13 protein-coding genes and 1 pseudogene are annotated in these 13,621 nt (G+C 54.1%); 10 read left to right on the forward strand and 4 right to left on the reverse strand.

Annotated features, from left to right (window positions below):
* Positions 1-114 precede the first annotated feature (114 nt).
* The 9 genes and pseudogenes from cgtA to atpC form a co-directional block, all read left to right on the forward strand.
* Positions 115-810, forward strand: a pseudogene (cgtA, locus tag KK078_RS26355) (Obg family GTPase CgtA); the annotation flags it as partial.
* A gap of 302 nt (positions 811-1,112) precedes the next feature.
* Positions 1,113-1,697: a nucleotide exchange factor GrpE gene (locus tag KK078_RS26360; protein WP_254093334.1), complete on the forward strand. Its 585-nt coding sequence runs from the start codon at positions 1,113-1,115 to the stop codon at positions 1,695-1,697.
* Between the two features lie 15 nt (positions 1,698-1,712).
* On the forward strand, positions 1,713-2,828 hold the full coding sequence (gene dnaJ / locus KK078_RS26365) for a molecular chaperone DnaJ (RefSeq protein WP_254093335.1): 1,116 nt from the start codon (positions 1,713-1,715) through the stop codon (positions 2,826-2,828).
* 130 nt (positions 2,829-2,958) lie between these two features.
* Complete coding sequence (locus tag KK078_RS26370; RefSeq protein ID WP_254093336.1) at positions 2,959-3,867, forward strand: hypothetical protein; 909 nt, start codon at positions 2,959-2,961, stop codon at positions 3,865-3,867.
* A gap of 94 nt (positions 3,868-3,961) precedes the next feature.
* On the forward strand, positions 3,962-4,876 hold the full coding sequence (locus tag KK078_RS26375; RefSeq protein ID WP_254093337.1) for an ABC transporter ATP-binding protein: 915 nt from the start codon (positions 3,962-3,964) through the stop codon (positions 4,874-4,876).
* Positions 4,869-6,185 carry an ABC transporter permease gene (locus tag KK078_RS26380; RefSeq protein WP_254093338.1) on the forward strand — a complete coding sequence of 439 codons (1,317 nt, stop codon included), beginning with the start codon at positions 4,869-4,871 and terminating at the stop codon, positions 6,183-6,185. Before KK078_RS26375 ends, KK078_RS26380 begins: the two co-directional genes overlap by 8 nt.
* A 1-nt stretch (position 6,186) precedes the next feature.
* Positions 6,187-7,443 carry a sensor histidine kinase gene (locus tag KK078_RS26385; RefSeq protein ID WP_254093339.1) on the forward strand — a complete coding sequence of 419 codons (1,257 nt, stop codon included), beginning with the start codon at positions 6,187-6,189 and terminating at the stop codon, positions 7,441-7,443.
* Between the two features lie 97 nt (positions 7,444-7,540).
* A complete protein-coding gene (atpD, locus tag KK078_RS26390) occupies positions 7,541-9,049 on the forward strand; it encodes a F0F1 ATP synthase subunit beta (protein WP_254093340.1) in 1,509 nt (502 codons plus the stop codon).
* Between the two features lie 67 nt (positions 9,050-9,116).
* Positions 9,117-9,362 carry an ATP synthase F1 subunit epsilon gene (gene atpC, locus KK078_RS26395; protein WP_254093341.1) on the forward strand — a complete coding sequence of 82 codons (246 nt, stop codon included), beginning with the start codon at positions 9,117-9,119 and terminating at the stop codon, positions 9,360-9,362.
* 14 nt (positions 9,363-9,376) lie between these two features.
* Here atpC and KK078_RS26400 read toward each other — a convergent pair whose 3' ends face one another.
* From KK078_RS26400 to KK078_RS26415, 4 genes are read right to left on the reverse strand one after another with little or no spacing between them, the layout of a single operon-like run.
* Positions 9,377-9,934: a hypothetical protein gene (locus KK078_RS26400; RefSeq protein ID WP_254093342.1), complete on the reverse strand. Its 558-nt coding sequence runs from the start codon at positions 9,932-9,934 to the stop codon at positions 9,377-9,379.
* An 8-nt stretch (positions 9,935-9,942) separates the two neighbouring features.
* Entirely contained in the window at positions 9,943-10,266 is a 324-nt protein-coding gene (locus tag KK078_RS26405; RefSeq protein ID WP_254093343.1) for a DUF6787 family protein, read from the reverse strand.
* An 11-nt stretch (positions 10,267-10,277) separates the two neighbouring features.
* On the reverse strand, positions 10,278-10,955 hold the full coding sequence (locus tag KK078_RS26410) for an RluA family pseudouridine synthase (protein WP_254093344.1): 678 nt from the start codon (positions 10,953-10,955) through the stop codon (positions 10,278-10,280).
* A gap of 15 nt (positions 10,956-10,970) precedes the next feature.
* Positions 10,971-12,548, reverse strand: coding sequence for a peptide chain release factor 3 (locus KK078_RS26415; protein WP_254093345.1), 1,578 nt, complete (start codon positions 12,546-12,548; stop codon positions 10,971-10,973).
* A gap of 99 nt (positions 12,549-12,647) precedes the next feature.
* Here KK078_RS26415 and KK078_RS26420 point away from each other — a divergent pair, with 99 nt between their 5' ends.
* On the forward strand, positions 12,648-13,619 hold the full coding sequence (locus KK078_RS26420) for an aldo/keto reductase (RefSeq protein WP_254093346.1): 972 nt from the start codon (positions 12,648-12,650) through the stop codon (positions 13,617-13,619).
* Positions 13,620-13,621 lie beyond the last annotated feature (2 nt).

Genomic DNA, 13,621 nt, shown 5'->3' on the forward strand with positions numbered 1-13,621 from the left:
CAATAAAACTCCCCCCCGCCCGCCCCCGCCAGACACGCTCCGCCGGGCCCCCCGCGCCCGCCCCCCCGCCCCCCGCCCCCCCCCCCCCCCCCCCCCGCCCCCCGCCCCCCCCTCGCCCGCGACGCCGAGACCGGACAGATCCGCTGCGAAATTACCGAAGACGGTCAGGAATTCGTATTGACACCCGGTGGCCGTGGAGGCAAAGGCAATGCCTTTTTTGCAACCTCCACACACCAGGCGCCGCAGCATGCGCAACCGGGCGAGCCGGGCTTAGAAGAGTGGATCATCCTCGAGCTGAAGCTGCTGGCCGATGTCGGCCTGGTAGGCTTCCCCAACGCCGGTAAGTCCACTTTGCTGTCCGTCGTGTCGGCCGCCAAACCGAAGATCGGCGATTATCCCTTCACAACACTTACGCCCAACCTGGGCGTTGTCTCCTACCGCGAGGGTCGTTCGTTCGTCATGGCCGACATACCTGGCATCATCGAAGGCGCCGCCGAGGGGAAAGGTCTGGGCATTCGTTTCCTCCGCCACATCGAACGCAATTCGCTCCTGCTGTTTATGATCCCCGCCGATGCCAGCAACATTCAGACAGAATACGACATCCTGTTAAACGAGCTGCGCAAATACAACCCCGAGCTACTCGACAAAAAGCGCATCCTGGCCGTCTCGAAATCAGACATGCTCGACGAAGAGCTCAAAACCGAAATGAAACGCGAGCTCCCCGCCGACCTGCCCGCCGTATTCATCTCCGCCATCACCAACCAGGGCCTCACCGAGCTCAAAGACCTGATCTGGTCACAATTACATTAAGCCCCACCATAGGCACCTGGCGCGAGTCTCCCGACCGTAGGGAGGGTGTCCCGATAGCCATCGGGATGTGCCCGGCAGTGTTCGTGCACCGATGGAAGGAGTCTCCGACTCCTGGACCTTCACACAAATTATTTTTGCAGCCCCATGCTCACCCGCTTCTCCAACCCCTTTTCCCACGAAAATTCCCCCAATTCCCCTGCCCGCCACAGCTTTTAGTGACCGCGCGGTAGGAATGCCAGTTTGGCATGCGGCAGCTTTGGCAAAATTGTTGACATTTGCCCCTTCATCAATTTGTAGTTACCATGCAGCAAGAAAATAAGGACCAACGCGAAGAACTCAACCAAAATAAGGAGACGATCTCCGACAATACAGTAGAAATGGCAGATGCCGTAAAAGGAGCTGACAATGCGGAGGAGGATCTGAAAGGCGGCGACGAAAACGGCGGCCTTGTAAAACTGCAGGCCGAGCTGGCCGAGCAGAAGGATAAATACATCCGCCTGTATTCCGAATTCGAAAACTTCCGTCGCAGAACCGCCAAAGAAAAGATCGAAATGATCTCGTCCGCCAACGAAACGCTGATCAAATCACTGCTGCCCGTGGCCGACGACTTCGAGCGCGCCGAAAAATCTTTCAAAGATCGCAATGACAAAGAGCTGGAAGGCTTCTTCCTGATCTATAATAAATTCAAGAAAGTGCTCGAGCAGTATGGAGTAAAAGTAATGGAGCTTGGCCCCGGCTCGGAGTTCAATGTCGACGTGCACGAAGCCATTACACAAATTCCCGCCCCCGACGAAAAGCTGAAAGGCAAGATCGTGGATGTTGTCGAGAAAGGATATTTACAAAACGATAAAGTTATCCGGTTTGCCAAAGTGGTGGTCGGGAGCTAATTCATATTTACTTACATGTCTACCAAGAGAGATTTTTACGAAATACTGGGCGTAAGCAAAACCGCTACACCGGAAGAGATCAAGAAGGCATACCGCAAAGTAGCCATTCAATTTCACCCGGATAAGAACCCCGGTAACAAAGAGGCAGAAGAAAAATTTAAAGAAGCCGCCGAGGCCTATGAAGTCCTCAGCGATGCCGATAAACGCGCCCGCTACGATCGCTTCGGCCACGCCGGTGCTAACGGCGGAGGCGGCTATGGCGGCCACAACATGAACATGGAAGATATCTTCAGCCAGTTTGGAGATATTTTCGGCGGTGGCAGCCCCTTTGATAGCTTCTTTGGTGGCGGAGGCGGTGGACGTCGTCAGCGCAAAGGTTCCAACCTGCGCATCAAGCTGAAGCTCTCGCTGGAAGAGATCGCCGCGGGCGTAGAAAAGAAAATAAAAGTGAACCGCCTGGTGCGGGCCGAAGGCGTAACGTTCAAGACGTGCACCACCTGCAACGGCAGTGGCCAGATCAAAAAGGTCGTAAACACCATGCTGGGCCAGATGGTCTCGGCCACGACCTGTTCTACCTGTGACGGCAGCGGCCAGATCATAGACAAACGCCCCGCCGGCGTAGATAGCTCCGGACTCGTGTCGAAGGAAGAGATCCTGTCGGTAAAGATCCCGGCCGGTGTTGGCGAAGGCATGCAGCTGGCCATGTCCGGCAAAGGCAACGAGGCCCCCGGCGGCGTAGCCGGCGACCTGCTCATCCTCATCGAAGAACAGGAAGACAAACAACTGAAACGCGACGGCAATAACCTGATCTACGAATTATACATCAGTGTCGTAGACGCAGCGCTGGGCACCTCGGTAGAAGTTCCGTCTGTCAGCGGCAAGGTGAAGATCAAGATCGATCCCGGCACCCAAAGTGGCAAAATATTGCGGTTACGCGGCAAAGGCCTAAAAGACGTCAATGGCTATGAAACCGGCGACCAGCTGATCTACGTAAACGTGTGGATTCCCAAGAAATTGACGCCCGACGAAAAGGCAAAATTGGAAAGCCTGCGCAGTGCGCCGAATTTTCAACCGCACCCCGATGCCAACGAAAAAGGATTTTTCGAAAGAATGAAGGAATACTTCAGTTAAATTTCGCCATCTCCTTGAAAACCCTCGTTTAATACGCTGAAGACGTACCTGAACGAGGGTTTTTCGTTTTATTTATTGTTTAAACTTACAGCCGTGTAACCTGTGGAGAGCAGGACCGTAATAATTCACCATGCGTAGAAAGATTTGGCTAACATGTTGCGGAGTTGCGCTTGGCGGGATCGTTTTCGGCCAGATTAAGAAACAATTCACGGTCGAAGACACCCAGTCGTGCGAAAGCGTGCGCTTGAGCCTGCAGGCCAACAGCGGCAATTGCTACATCAAACCCAGCCAAAATCCCGAAATCCTCAACGTTTTCAGCAATCAGACCGAAACCGAATACGCACACAACTTCCGGAAAGAGATCAAAGGCAAGACCTGCGAGGTACAGCTCAACCTGGAAGACAGCCAGTCCAGCTCCCTGGGAGAATCGATCTCCACCCATTTTTTTGGCAGTACGGAAGGCGGCGGCGACAAACTGTGGAAAATGTACCTGACAGACATGAAGCCGTACCTGCTGGAACTGAAATACGGCGTGGGCAATGCCAACGTAGACCTCTCCGGTCTGGCCATAAAAAAATTGAAGATAAGCTCGGGCAGTGCCAACGTAAACGTAGGCTACAACTCGTCACTGGAAAACCAGATCGATATGGATACCTTCATCGTGAAGGTAGACCTGGGCTCTGTTAACGTCAAAAACCTGAACCTGTCGCGCACGCACTTTGTACAGGCCGACGTGGGCTTCGGAAATGTAACACTTGATTTCAGCAACAAGCCCCTGGTGCACAATACCGTCAAGGGCAGCGTAGGCGCCGGCAACCTGCTGATCCTGATGCCCACCGATGAAACCCCCGTGTTGGTAAAGATCCACGACTCGTGGCTGTGCAGCGTCAAGATGCCCGGCAGCCTGGTCAAGATCAAAGAAAATACCTTTGCCAACGCCTCGTATAGCAAAGACCCCCAGGGTGGCCTGACCTTCGACCTCGATGTATCCATGGGCAGCATCGTGTTTAAAGAAGCAGAAGTAAAAGATCCCAAGTAGGAGATGTCGCCCGTCAGGGCTTTTATTTTTTTTCCCTCCTGGTAATTTTATCTTGTAGGCCGATACTAATCGACCAACAAACCACCATGAATCATTGGAAGCGCTCATTGCCCACGAGGTAACAAAACGATATTCGCAGCACCTGGCACTGGACCGCGTAAGCCTGGCCATTCCCGCGCAGACCATCTTCGGGTTGTTAGGCCCCAACGGAGCCGGAAAGACCACCCTCATTCGCATCATCAACCAGATCATCCAGGCAGACCAGGGCACCATTACCCTGTTTGGAGAACGGCTGCAGGAAAAACACATCGGCACGATCGGCTACCTGCCCGAAGAGCGGGGCCTGTATAAAAAAATGCGCGTGGGAGAACAACTCATCTACTTTGCGCAGCTCAAAGGCCTCAGCCGCCAGGAGGCCATCGCCCGCAGCAAAGCGTGGATCACAAAATTCGAGATCAAAGACTGGTGGAATAAAAAAGTAGAAGACCTCAGTAAAGGCATGGCGCAAAAGGTGCAATTTATCAGCACCGTCATGCACGAGCCGCGCCTCATCATATTAGACGAGCCCTTTTCAGGCTTCGATCCCATCAATGCACAGCTGATCACCAAAGAGATCCTCGAGCTGAAAGACAAAGGCTGCACGATCATTTTCTCCACACACCGCATGGAAACGGTAGAAGACCTGTGCGACCACATCGTCCTGATCGATCGATCCAAAAAGATCCTGGAGGGATCCAAACGGCAGGTAAAAGAAACTTATCGCACCCATACCTACACCGTTGAGCACCGCGGCCCGTTTGCGCTGGATGCCGCAAAGTACCGGTTGATCCAACAGCGCGTCGTGGAAGATAATTTCTATAAAACAGTGATCGCCGTACATGACGACAGCGGCCCCAACCAGCTGCTCCGCGACCTGATCCAGGTAACAGAAGTGCATAGCTTTATCGAAAAGATACCGACCATGAGCGAGATCTTTATCACGTTGGTGAAAGGAGGAAACCATGAATAAGATTTGGCTCATCATGAAACGCGAGTTTCTCACCCGCGTACAAAAACGCTCGTTCCTGATCGCAACGATCCTCATTCCGCTCATCTTCCCGTTGCTGATGGGGCTTATGATGTACTTTTCCGTGGAGCAAAAACGCCACGCCGAAAAACAGGAGATCCAGTATGTGGATGAAAGCGGTTTGTTTGTGCCCGATACATCGGTGTTTCGCTTCAAACCCTTTCCCGGTACCTTCCAACAGGCCCGTATGTTACTGGATGCCGACTCCAATGTCGTGGGAACACTGCTGCACATCCCGAAGCTGGACGTGATGCGGCCGGCAGGGATCACGTTGTATGGCAAAGTAAACCTCAGCCCCTCGGACATCGCCAGCCTGGAGCAAATGCTCGAGAACCGCATCCGCGATGTAAAGATGGAACAGATGAAGGTCAATCAGAAATTACTGGATGAGCTTAAAACAGACGTGTCGATCGAAGCCATCACGGTAACGGAAGGCGGACATGAAGAGGCTTCCGACTCCAGCATCCTGTTTGGGATGGGCATGGCCTGTGGCATCCTGATGTATATGTTCATCTTTATCTATGGCGCGCAGATCATGCAGGGCGTCATTGAAGAGAAATCCAGCAAGGTGGTCGAGATCATCGTATCGTCGGTCCGGCCTTTCCAGTTGATGATGGGAAAGATCCTCGGCCTGGCATCCGTGGGTTTGCTGCAGTTCCTGATCTGGATCGTCTTGATCACCGTCGTCTCCACCACGTTGCTGACCTACTTTGGAGTATCCATGCCGCAGCAACAAATGATGGAAGAGGTCGGCCGGCAATACCCGGAGAGTGCCGCGGCACAAGACTACGCCGTCGCTTCGTTTATGAAGGTTTGGGACCAGATCCCGCTGACGTATGTCATTTTTAATTTCCTGTTTTACTTCCTCGGAGGCTACCTGCTCTACGGCGCACTCTTTGCCGCCGTGGGAGCCGCCGTCGACAGCCCGGCCGAAGCCCAGCAGTTTATGTTCCCGATCACCATCCCCATGCTGATCGCCTACCTCAGCCTGTTTGCCTTTGTGTTAGAAGACCACGATAGCGCGATCAGTGTGTGGCTGTCGATCATACCCTTTACAGCACCCATCACCATGATCGGCCGGCTCGGCTTCGGCGTGCCGTGGTGGCAGTTGCTATTATCGCAGGGATTGCTGATCATAGGCTTTATATTTACCACCTGGGCCGCGGGCAGGGTCTACCGCATCGGCATTCTCATGCACGGTGCCAAAGTGAACTACCGCGTGCTGATGAAGTGGTTTATGATGCGAAACTAGCATGAGCAAAAAGCCTTCAATACCGGGACTGGCATTTTATCAGAACAACTCCGCTGCCAAGTGGATCGTACTGGGCGTCGCCATCCTGATCAGTGGAGGGTCCATCTATTATACCAAAATACTCGTAGACCAGCTCAAGGAGCGCGAGCGACAGCAGGTACAACTATACGCCAAGGCAATAGAATATACCGCCAACGAAGACGATACCGGCGGCGACGTAAACTTCATCGCGCAGGAGATCCTCTTCCAGAACAACTCGATCCCCATCATCCTGGCCGACGAGAAAGGCAATGTATTGTCATACCGCAACCTCGACCTGGAGGAGCCTTGGTCCTCCGAGCGCAAGGATGCCTTCCTGGCCGACGCCATGGAAACCATGAAGACCACCTACGAGCCCATCACCGTCACGTTGCGCGACTCCCAGACAGGCGAGGTGTTTGGTGTACAATATATTTACTATAAGAATTCATTCCTGCTCATACAGCTCATCGCCTATCCCTATATCCAGTTGTCCGTCATCGCCATCTTTGCCTTCATTTCCTACCTGGCCTTCAGCTACTCCAAAGCCGCCGAGCAAAACCGCGTGTGGGTAGGCCTGGCAAAAGAGACAGCGCACCAGCTGGGCACACCCCTGTCGTCGTTGATGGCCTGGGTAGAGCTCCTGCGCGAAGACCCCGGGGTAAAACAGAAGGGCGTGGTGGAAGAGCTGGAGAAAGATGTATACAAACTGCGGATCGTGACCGAACGGTTTTCCAGCATCGGTTCCGTGCCCACGCTCAAACGCGAGAACATCGTCTCGTTGGTCAACAATGTCGTAAATTACCTCCGCCCACGTGTTTCTGCCAAAGTGCGCATCGAGGTATTCACGTTATCCGATCACATTGACGCCGATGTGCACGTACCGCTTTTCGAATGGGTCATTGAAAACCTCTGTAAAAATGCGGTAGACGCGATGGGCAACTCCGGTACCATTGCCATCAAGATCCTGCGCGGCAACGAAGGCAAAGTCTTTATCGACGTATCTGACACCGGCAAGGGCATCCCCCGGTCTAAGATCAATATGGTGTTCCGGCCTGGATTTACTACTAAAAAACGGGGCTGGGGCCTGGGCCTGACGCTGGCCCGGCGCATTATCGACACCTATCACAACGGCAAGATCTTCGTAAAAAGCTCGGAAGAGAATCAGGGCACTACCTTCCGAATCGTGTTGAATGCCGCCCCCGAGAGCTTTGCGCAACGCCCGCAGCCGGGGGCTTAAAAAGGCGTAATAATTCGACCGGCGCTCTTTGTTCTTCTTGCTCAAACGGCTACTTTTGCGGTCGATTTTCAGACCCTGAATTCGAAAACAACAAACAATGGCAAATATTGGAAAGATCACCCAGGTAATTGGCCCGGTCGTAGACGTCGCCTTTGATGGCGAAGGGGCAAAGTTACCCAACATCCTGGATTCCCTTTTAGTAACAAAAGCTGATGGAACCAAAGTCGTTTTGGAGTGCCAGCAGCACCTGGGCGAAGACCGCGTTCGTACCATCTCCATGGAAGGAACCGAAGGTCTCGTGCGGGGCATGAAAGTAGAGGATACCGGTTCGCCGATCCGCGTACCAGTGGGTGAGGATATTAAAGGCCGTCTTTTTAACGTGATAGGTGATGCCATTGACGGGATCAAGCAACCCAAGGGTGCTCAGTCTCTGCCCATTCACCGGCCGGCTCCCCGTTTTGAGGATCTTTCCACAGCAACCGAAGTACTGTTTACAGGTATCAAAGTGATCGACCTGATCGAGCCCTACGCAAAAGGTGGTAAGATCGGTCTGTTCGGTGGTGCCGGTGTAGGCAAGACCGTATTGATCCAGGAGCTGATCAACAACATTGCAAAAGCATACTCAGGCCTTTCTGTATTTGCCGGTGTGGGTGAAAGAACCCGCGAAGGAAACGACCTGCTGCGCGAGATGATCGAAGCAGGCATCGTAAACTACGGCGAAGAATTTACCAAGTCACTGCATGCCGGTGGTTGGGACCTTTCGAAAGTAGACGAAAAAAGCCTGGCAGACTCGAAGGCAACCTTCGTGTTCGGACAGATGAACGAACCCCCGGGAGCCCGCGCCCGCGTGGCCCTGTCAGGGCTGACCGTAGCAGAGTACTTCCGCGACGGCGATGGCAAAGGAAAAGGCCGCGACATCCTGTTCTTCGTAGACAACATCTTCCGCTTCACACAAGCAGGCTCTGAAGTATCCGCCCTCCTCGGTCGTATGCCTTCCGCCGTAGGATATCAGCCTACCCTGGCAACCGAAATGGGTGCCATGCAGGAACGTATCACGTCGACGAAAAACGGTTCCATCACGTCAGTACAGGCCGTATACGTACCGGCCGACGACTTGACCGACCCCGCGCCGGCCACGACCTTTGCCCACTTGGATGCCACGACCGTATTGAGCCGTAAGATCTCCGAGCTGGGTATCTACCCCGCCGTAGACCCGCTGGACTCAACCTCACGCATTCTCCGTCCGGAGATCGTAGGCGACGAGCACTACAACACCGCCCAACGTGTAAAGAGCATCCTGCAGCGCTATAAGGAACTGCAAGACATCATCGCCATCCTCGGCATGGACGAGCTTAGCGACGAAGACAAGCTGGTCGTGACCCGCGCCCGCCGCGTGCAACGCTTCCTGTCACAGCCCTTCCACGTGGCAGAAGCCTTTACCGGTTTGAAAGGCGTACTCGTAGATATTAAGGATACTATTAAAGGCTTCAATGGCATCATGGACGGTCACTACGACCACCTGCCCGAGATGGCCTTCAACCTGGTAGGCAGCATCGAACAAGCCGTAGAAAAAGGCGAGAAGATGATGGCCGAAGCCAGAGGATAATATTCATTTCAGGTTTCAGGTACGGCTACCAAGCAACGCTGTACCTGTAACCTTTAACCCGATACAGATGCATCTGGAAATATTAACTCCCGAGAAAAAGATATTTGAAGGCGAAGTGAGCATCGCCACCTTTCCTGGTGCCGATGGTTCCTTCCAGGTGATGGATCACCATGCACCCCTCATCAGCTTGCTCAAAGCAGGCACGGTAGAGTATAAAGGTAAAGAAGGTGCGCACCAGATCGCCGTTACCGGCGGAGTGGTAGAAGTGTTGAAGAACAAAGTGATCCTGCTGGCAGACAGCGTCGTGGCATAAGCACACGCATAACGCTACTGCCGCACCAGCCATTTGATCAGGAAGACGACACCGATCACGATCGAGATCACCCCCAGGATCCAGAAAGCCTCGTTCACCCCTCCGAACAACGTAAGGGTCAAACCGACAGCACCAAAGATGATCGCCAGCTTCAGGTCATTGTCCATTACCTGCACGGCCTTTTCCGCAGCACCCTTATCACCGGCTTTTACAGCTTTTACATAAGCCTTCACTTGGCTTTTGATCTCCCGGCGAAACTCCCGTTTCTCGTCCTTCGACATAGCCTTGTATCGTTTGGAAAGGTTGGAAGCGGCCTGCTCGGCCGGCGTGACGGCGGGCGCCTGTGCGGTGGGCTCGGCCAGCACAACAGGCGTGGCCTCGCTGCTGGCAACCAGGGTGCTTTCGTCTAAAGACAAGGGGCTGACCGGTTGCGTTTCGGCGACGATCAGAAGCGGAGCGTGGGCCTTCCGGCCACTGTTATAATCATAATGATCAAAATGATAGACATACCGGGGCGAAGAGCATGCCGCAAAAAGCAGCGCTGCCGCTACCAGGAATAGATAATTTCTCATAAGGCTTCTTACTTTTTTGTTTTCCGGAAGCCGGAAAATATCCTGCCAAGGAACCGCTTCTCGAATTTCCAGAAGAAGTCGAATTGACCGAACAAAAAGCCATACGCCAAAAGCACGACGTTATAGAGCGGAAGGACAAAAATATAGTACAGGATCGCGGCCAGGACAGAGCTTGCCGCCTCCTCGCCAAACAGGAATCGCAGTAAAGGCTTCTTTAAAAATGCGATCGTAAAGCCCGTGCAGGTAAACACCAGTAACACGACCACCACCTGAAAGATACTGCCGAGTTGCCAGCGTTGTCTGAGTTTTTCAATCCACGAACTGTTATTCATAACGGTTAAATTTAGCGGAAATATCTCCACAATTCCATGTCGGGTATCGGCGCCTCACACGATACCGGCTCCTTCTTTACCGGGTGTACAAACGTCAGCTTACGCGCGTGCAGGCAAATGCTGCCGTCGGCATTCGGCTGGCCGGCGCCGTACTTCACATCGCCGGCAATGACACACCCCATACTGGCCAGTTGCACACGTATCTGGTGCGGCCGTCCCGTGATCGGGTGTACCTCCAGCAGCCAGTGTCCCGCCGCGCTTGCCAGTACCTGGTAATGAAGCTCCGAGCGCAGCGCGCCCGGTGTTTCCTTGCGATAAGCCGTGGTTTTATTTTTCTTCTCGTCCTTCTGCAGCCAATGCACCAGCGTTCCCTGCTGCTCCGGCGGCTTCTGGCCCACGATCGCCCAGTATATTTTCTCCGTCTCGCGCATCCGGAACAGCTCGTTCATGCGCTCTAACGACTTGGAAGTACGCGCTAGTACAACGACACCGCTAACAGGCCTGTCCAGCCGGTGGACCACGCCCAGGAATACCGCGCCCGGTTTGTCGTATTTGTCTTTGATATAGGCCTTGCAGAGATCGACCAGCGGCGTGTCGCCCGTCGCGTCGCCTTGCACCAATATGCCCGACCGCTTGTTGACGATCAACAAGTGGTTGTCTTCATAGAGAACGTCGAAGGGCTCTTGCATACCGGCGCAGGGGTACTAGAACTCGGACGTGAAGTGGAACTCGATGTCGGGGAAGTTGTCTTGCACCATCTGCAGCCAGCCACGCGACTCGGCCATAAAGACCAGCTTGTCGTCTTTGTCGCGGGCAATGTGCCGCTGCTTCGACTCGATAAACTCGGCCAGCTTCTGCGGATTCTTGCTGCTGATCCAGCAAGCCTTATAGATATTCTGCGGCACGAATTGTACCGTGGCATTATACTCGTTCTTCAGACGGAACTGAATGACCTCGAACTGCAGCGCGCCCACAACGCCTACCACTTTGCGTTTACCCAGCTCATACGTGAACAGCTGCGCCACACCTTCTTCCATCAACTGCAGCAAACCCTTCTCCAGCTGCTTGGTCTTCATGGCGTCCATGTTTACGACTTCCTTAAAGATCTCCGGAGAGAAGCTCGGGATCCCGGTATACATCAGCTTCTCGCCCTCGGTCAGCGTATCGCCGATCTTGAGGTTGCCCGTATCAAAGATCCCTACGATGTCGCCGGGCCACGCCTCCTCTACTGTCTCACGGTCCTGCGCCATGAATGCCGTGGCGTTCGAAAACCGCAGGCTCTTGTCCTGGCGCACGTGGAAGTAATTGTTACCGCGTTCGAACTTGCCCGAGCAGATGCGCAGGAAGGCGATACGGTTACGGTGCTTGGGATCCATGTTGGCGTGGATCTTGAAAATAAAGCCCGAGAACTTTTTCTCTTCCGGCTCGACGATCCGCACCGATGTTTCGCGGGGTACAGGCTGCGGCGCCAGTCGGATGAATGCATCCAGCAATTCTTTTACACCGAAATTGTTTACGGCGCTGCCAAAAAACACCGGCGCCACCCGGCCGTTCAAATATTCGTTTACATCAAAGTCGGGGTACACGCCTTCGATCAGCTCGATGTCCGCGCGCAGCTGGCGGGCATTGCTTTCACCGACGTAGTCGTCCACCAGCGAGTCCGTAATGTCTTTTACTTCGATGCCCTCTTCCACCGTTGTTTTGCTGGGTGTAAAGAGGTGGAGGCTTTTTTCGTACAGGCTGTACACGCCTTTAAAGGTTTTCCCCATGCTGATGGGCCAGCTGAGCGGGCGCACCTTGATGCTGAGCTTTTCTTCGATCTCGTCCAGCAGCTCGAACGGGTCGCGGCCCTCGCGGTCCAGCTTGTTGATAAAACAGATCACAGGCGTGCTGCGCATGCGGCACACCTCCATCAGCTTCTCCGTCTGAATCTCCACGCCCTTCACACAGTCGATCACCATGATCACACTGTCCACCGCCGTCAGCGTACGGTAGGTGTCCTCGGCAAAGTCCTGGTGACCCGGGGTGTCCAGCAGGTTGATCTTGACATCCTCGTAGTTAAAACCCATCACCGACGTGGCCACCGAGATCCCGCGTTGCTTCTCGATCTCCATCCAGTCCGACCGCGCATGGTCCTTGATCTTGCTCGATTTCACGGCACCGGCCTTTTGAATGGCGCCACCAAAGAGCAGCAGTTTTTCGGTCAACGTGGTTTTGCCGGCATCCGGGTGACTGATAATACCAAAAGTTCGGCGTTTGGCTATTTCCTGTTCTAAGCTCATGCAGTGATAATTCGGGAGGCAAAGGTAGGAGAAAACTGCGTATAAGATACCGCGGGAAAGAAACGTGAAAATGCTATTTTGAAGCAAAATCTTTAACCTATGAAGTATAGAACGTTTGGCCGCACCAACTGGTCGGTAAGTGAGATCGGTTACGGCATGTGGGGCCTCGCAGGCTGGTCCGGCTCTGATATGAAAGAAGTCATGCAGTCGCTCAGCCGGGCCATCGAGTTGGGCTGCAACTTTTTCGACACCGCCTGGGCCTATGGCAACGGCAAAAGCGAGAACATCCTGGCCGATATTTTAAAACAGCATGCGGACAAGCGGCTGTACGTAGCCACCAAGATCCCCGCCAAAAATTTTACCTGGCCCTCCCGCCCGACATTCACCCTGGAAGAGTGTTTTCCGGCCTCGCACATTGTCGAATACACCGAAAAGAGCCTGAAAAATCTCGGCGTCGACAGCATCGACCTTCAGCAATTTCACGTGTGGGAAGACGGTTGGGCCGGCCATGACGACTGGAAGAACGCCGTCGAGAAGCTGAAGCGCGAAGGCAAAGTGAAACACTTTGGTGTGAGCGTAAACCGCTGGGAGCCCGACAACGTATTGAATACACTCCGCACCGGCCTGATCGATTCGGTACAGGTCATTTATAACATTTTCGACCAGGCGCCCGAAGACAACCTCTTCCCGTTGTGCCGCCAGTTGGGCATCGGCGTCATAGCCCGCGTGCCGTTTGACGAAGGCACCCTCACGGGCATGCTCACCAAAGAGACCGTCTTCCCGGCCGACGATTGGCGGTCCACCTACTTTGTGCCCGAAAACCTTAACGCCAGCGTCGACCACGCCGAAGCGTTGCGGCCGCTGATCCCCCCGGGCATGACCATGGCCGAGATGGCATTGCGGTTCATTCTGGGCAACGACGACGTGCACACCATCATCCCCGGAATGCGGAAAATCCGTAACGTAGAGGCCAACATCGGAACAAGCGACGGCCAGGCACTGCCAGAAAAGGTGCGTCAGGCGCTGAAAGGACACCGCTGGGACAGAACGCCCACTTCATGGTCGCAGTAGCA

The sequence above is a fragment of the Dawidia soli genome (assembly GCF_018598185.1).
GTDB lineage: Bacteria > Bacteroidota > Bacteroidia > Cytophagales > Cyclobacteriaceae > Ohtaekwangia > Ohtaekwangia soli.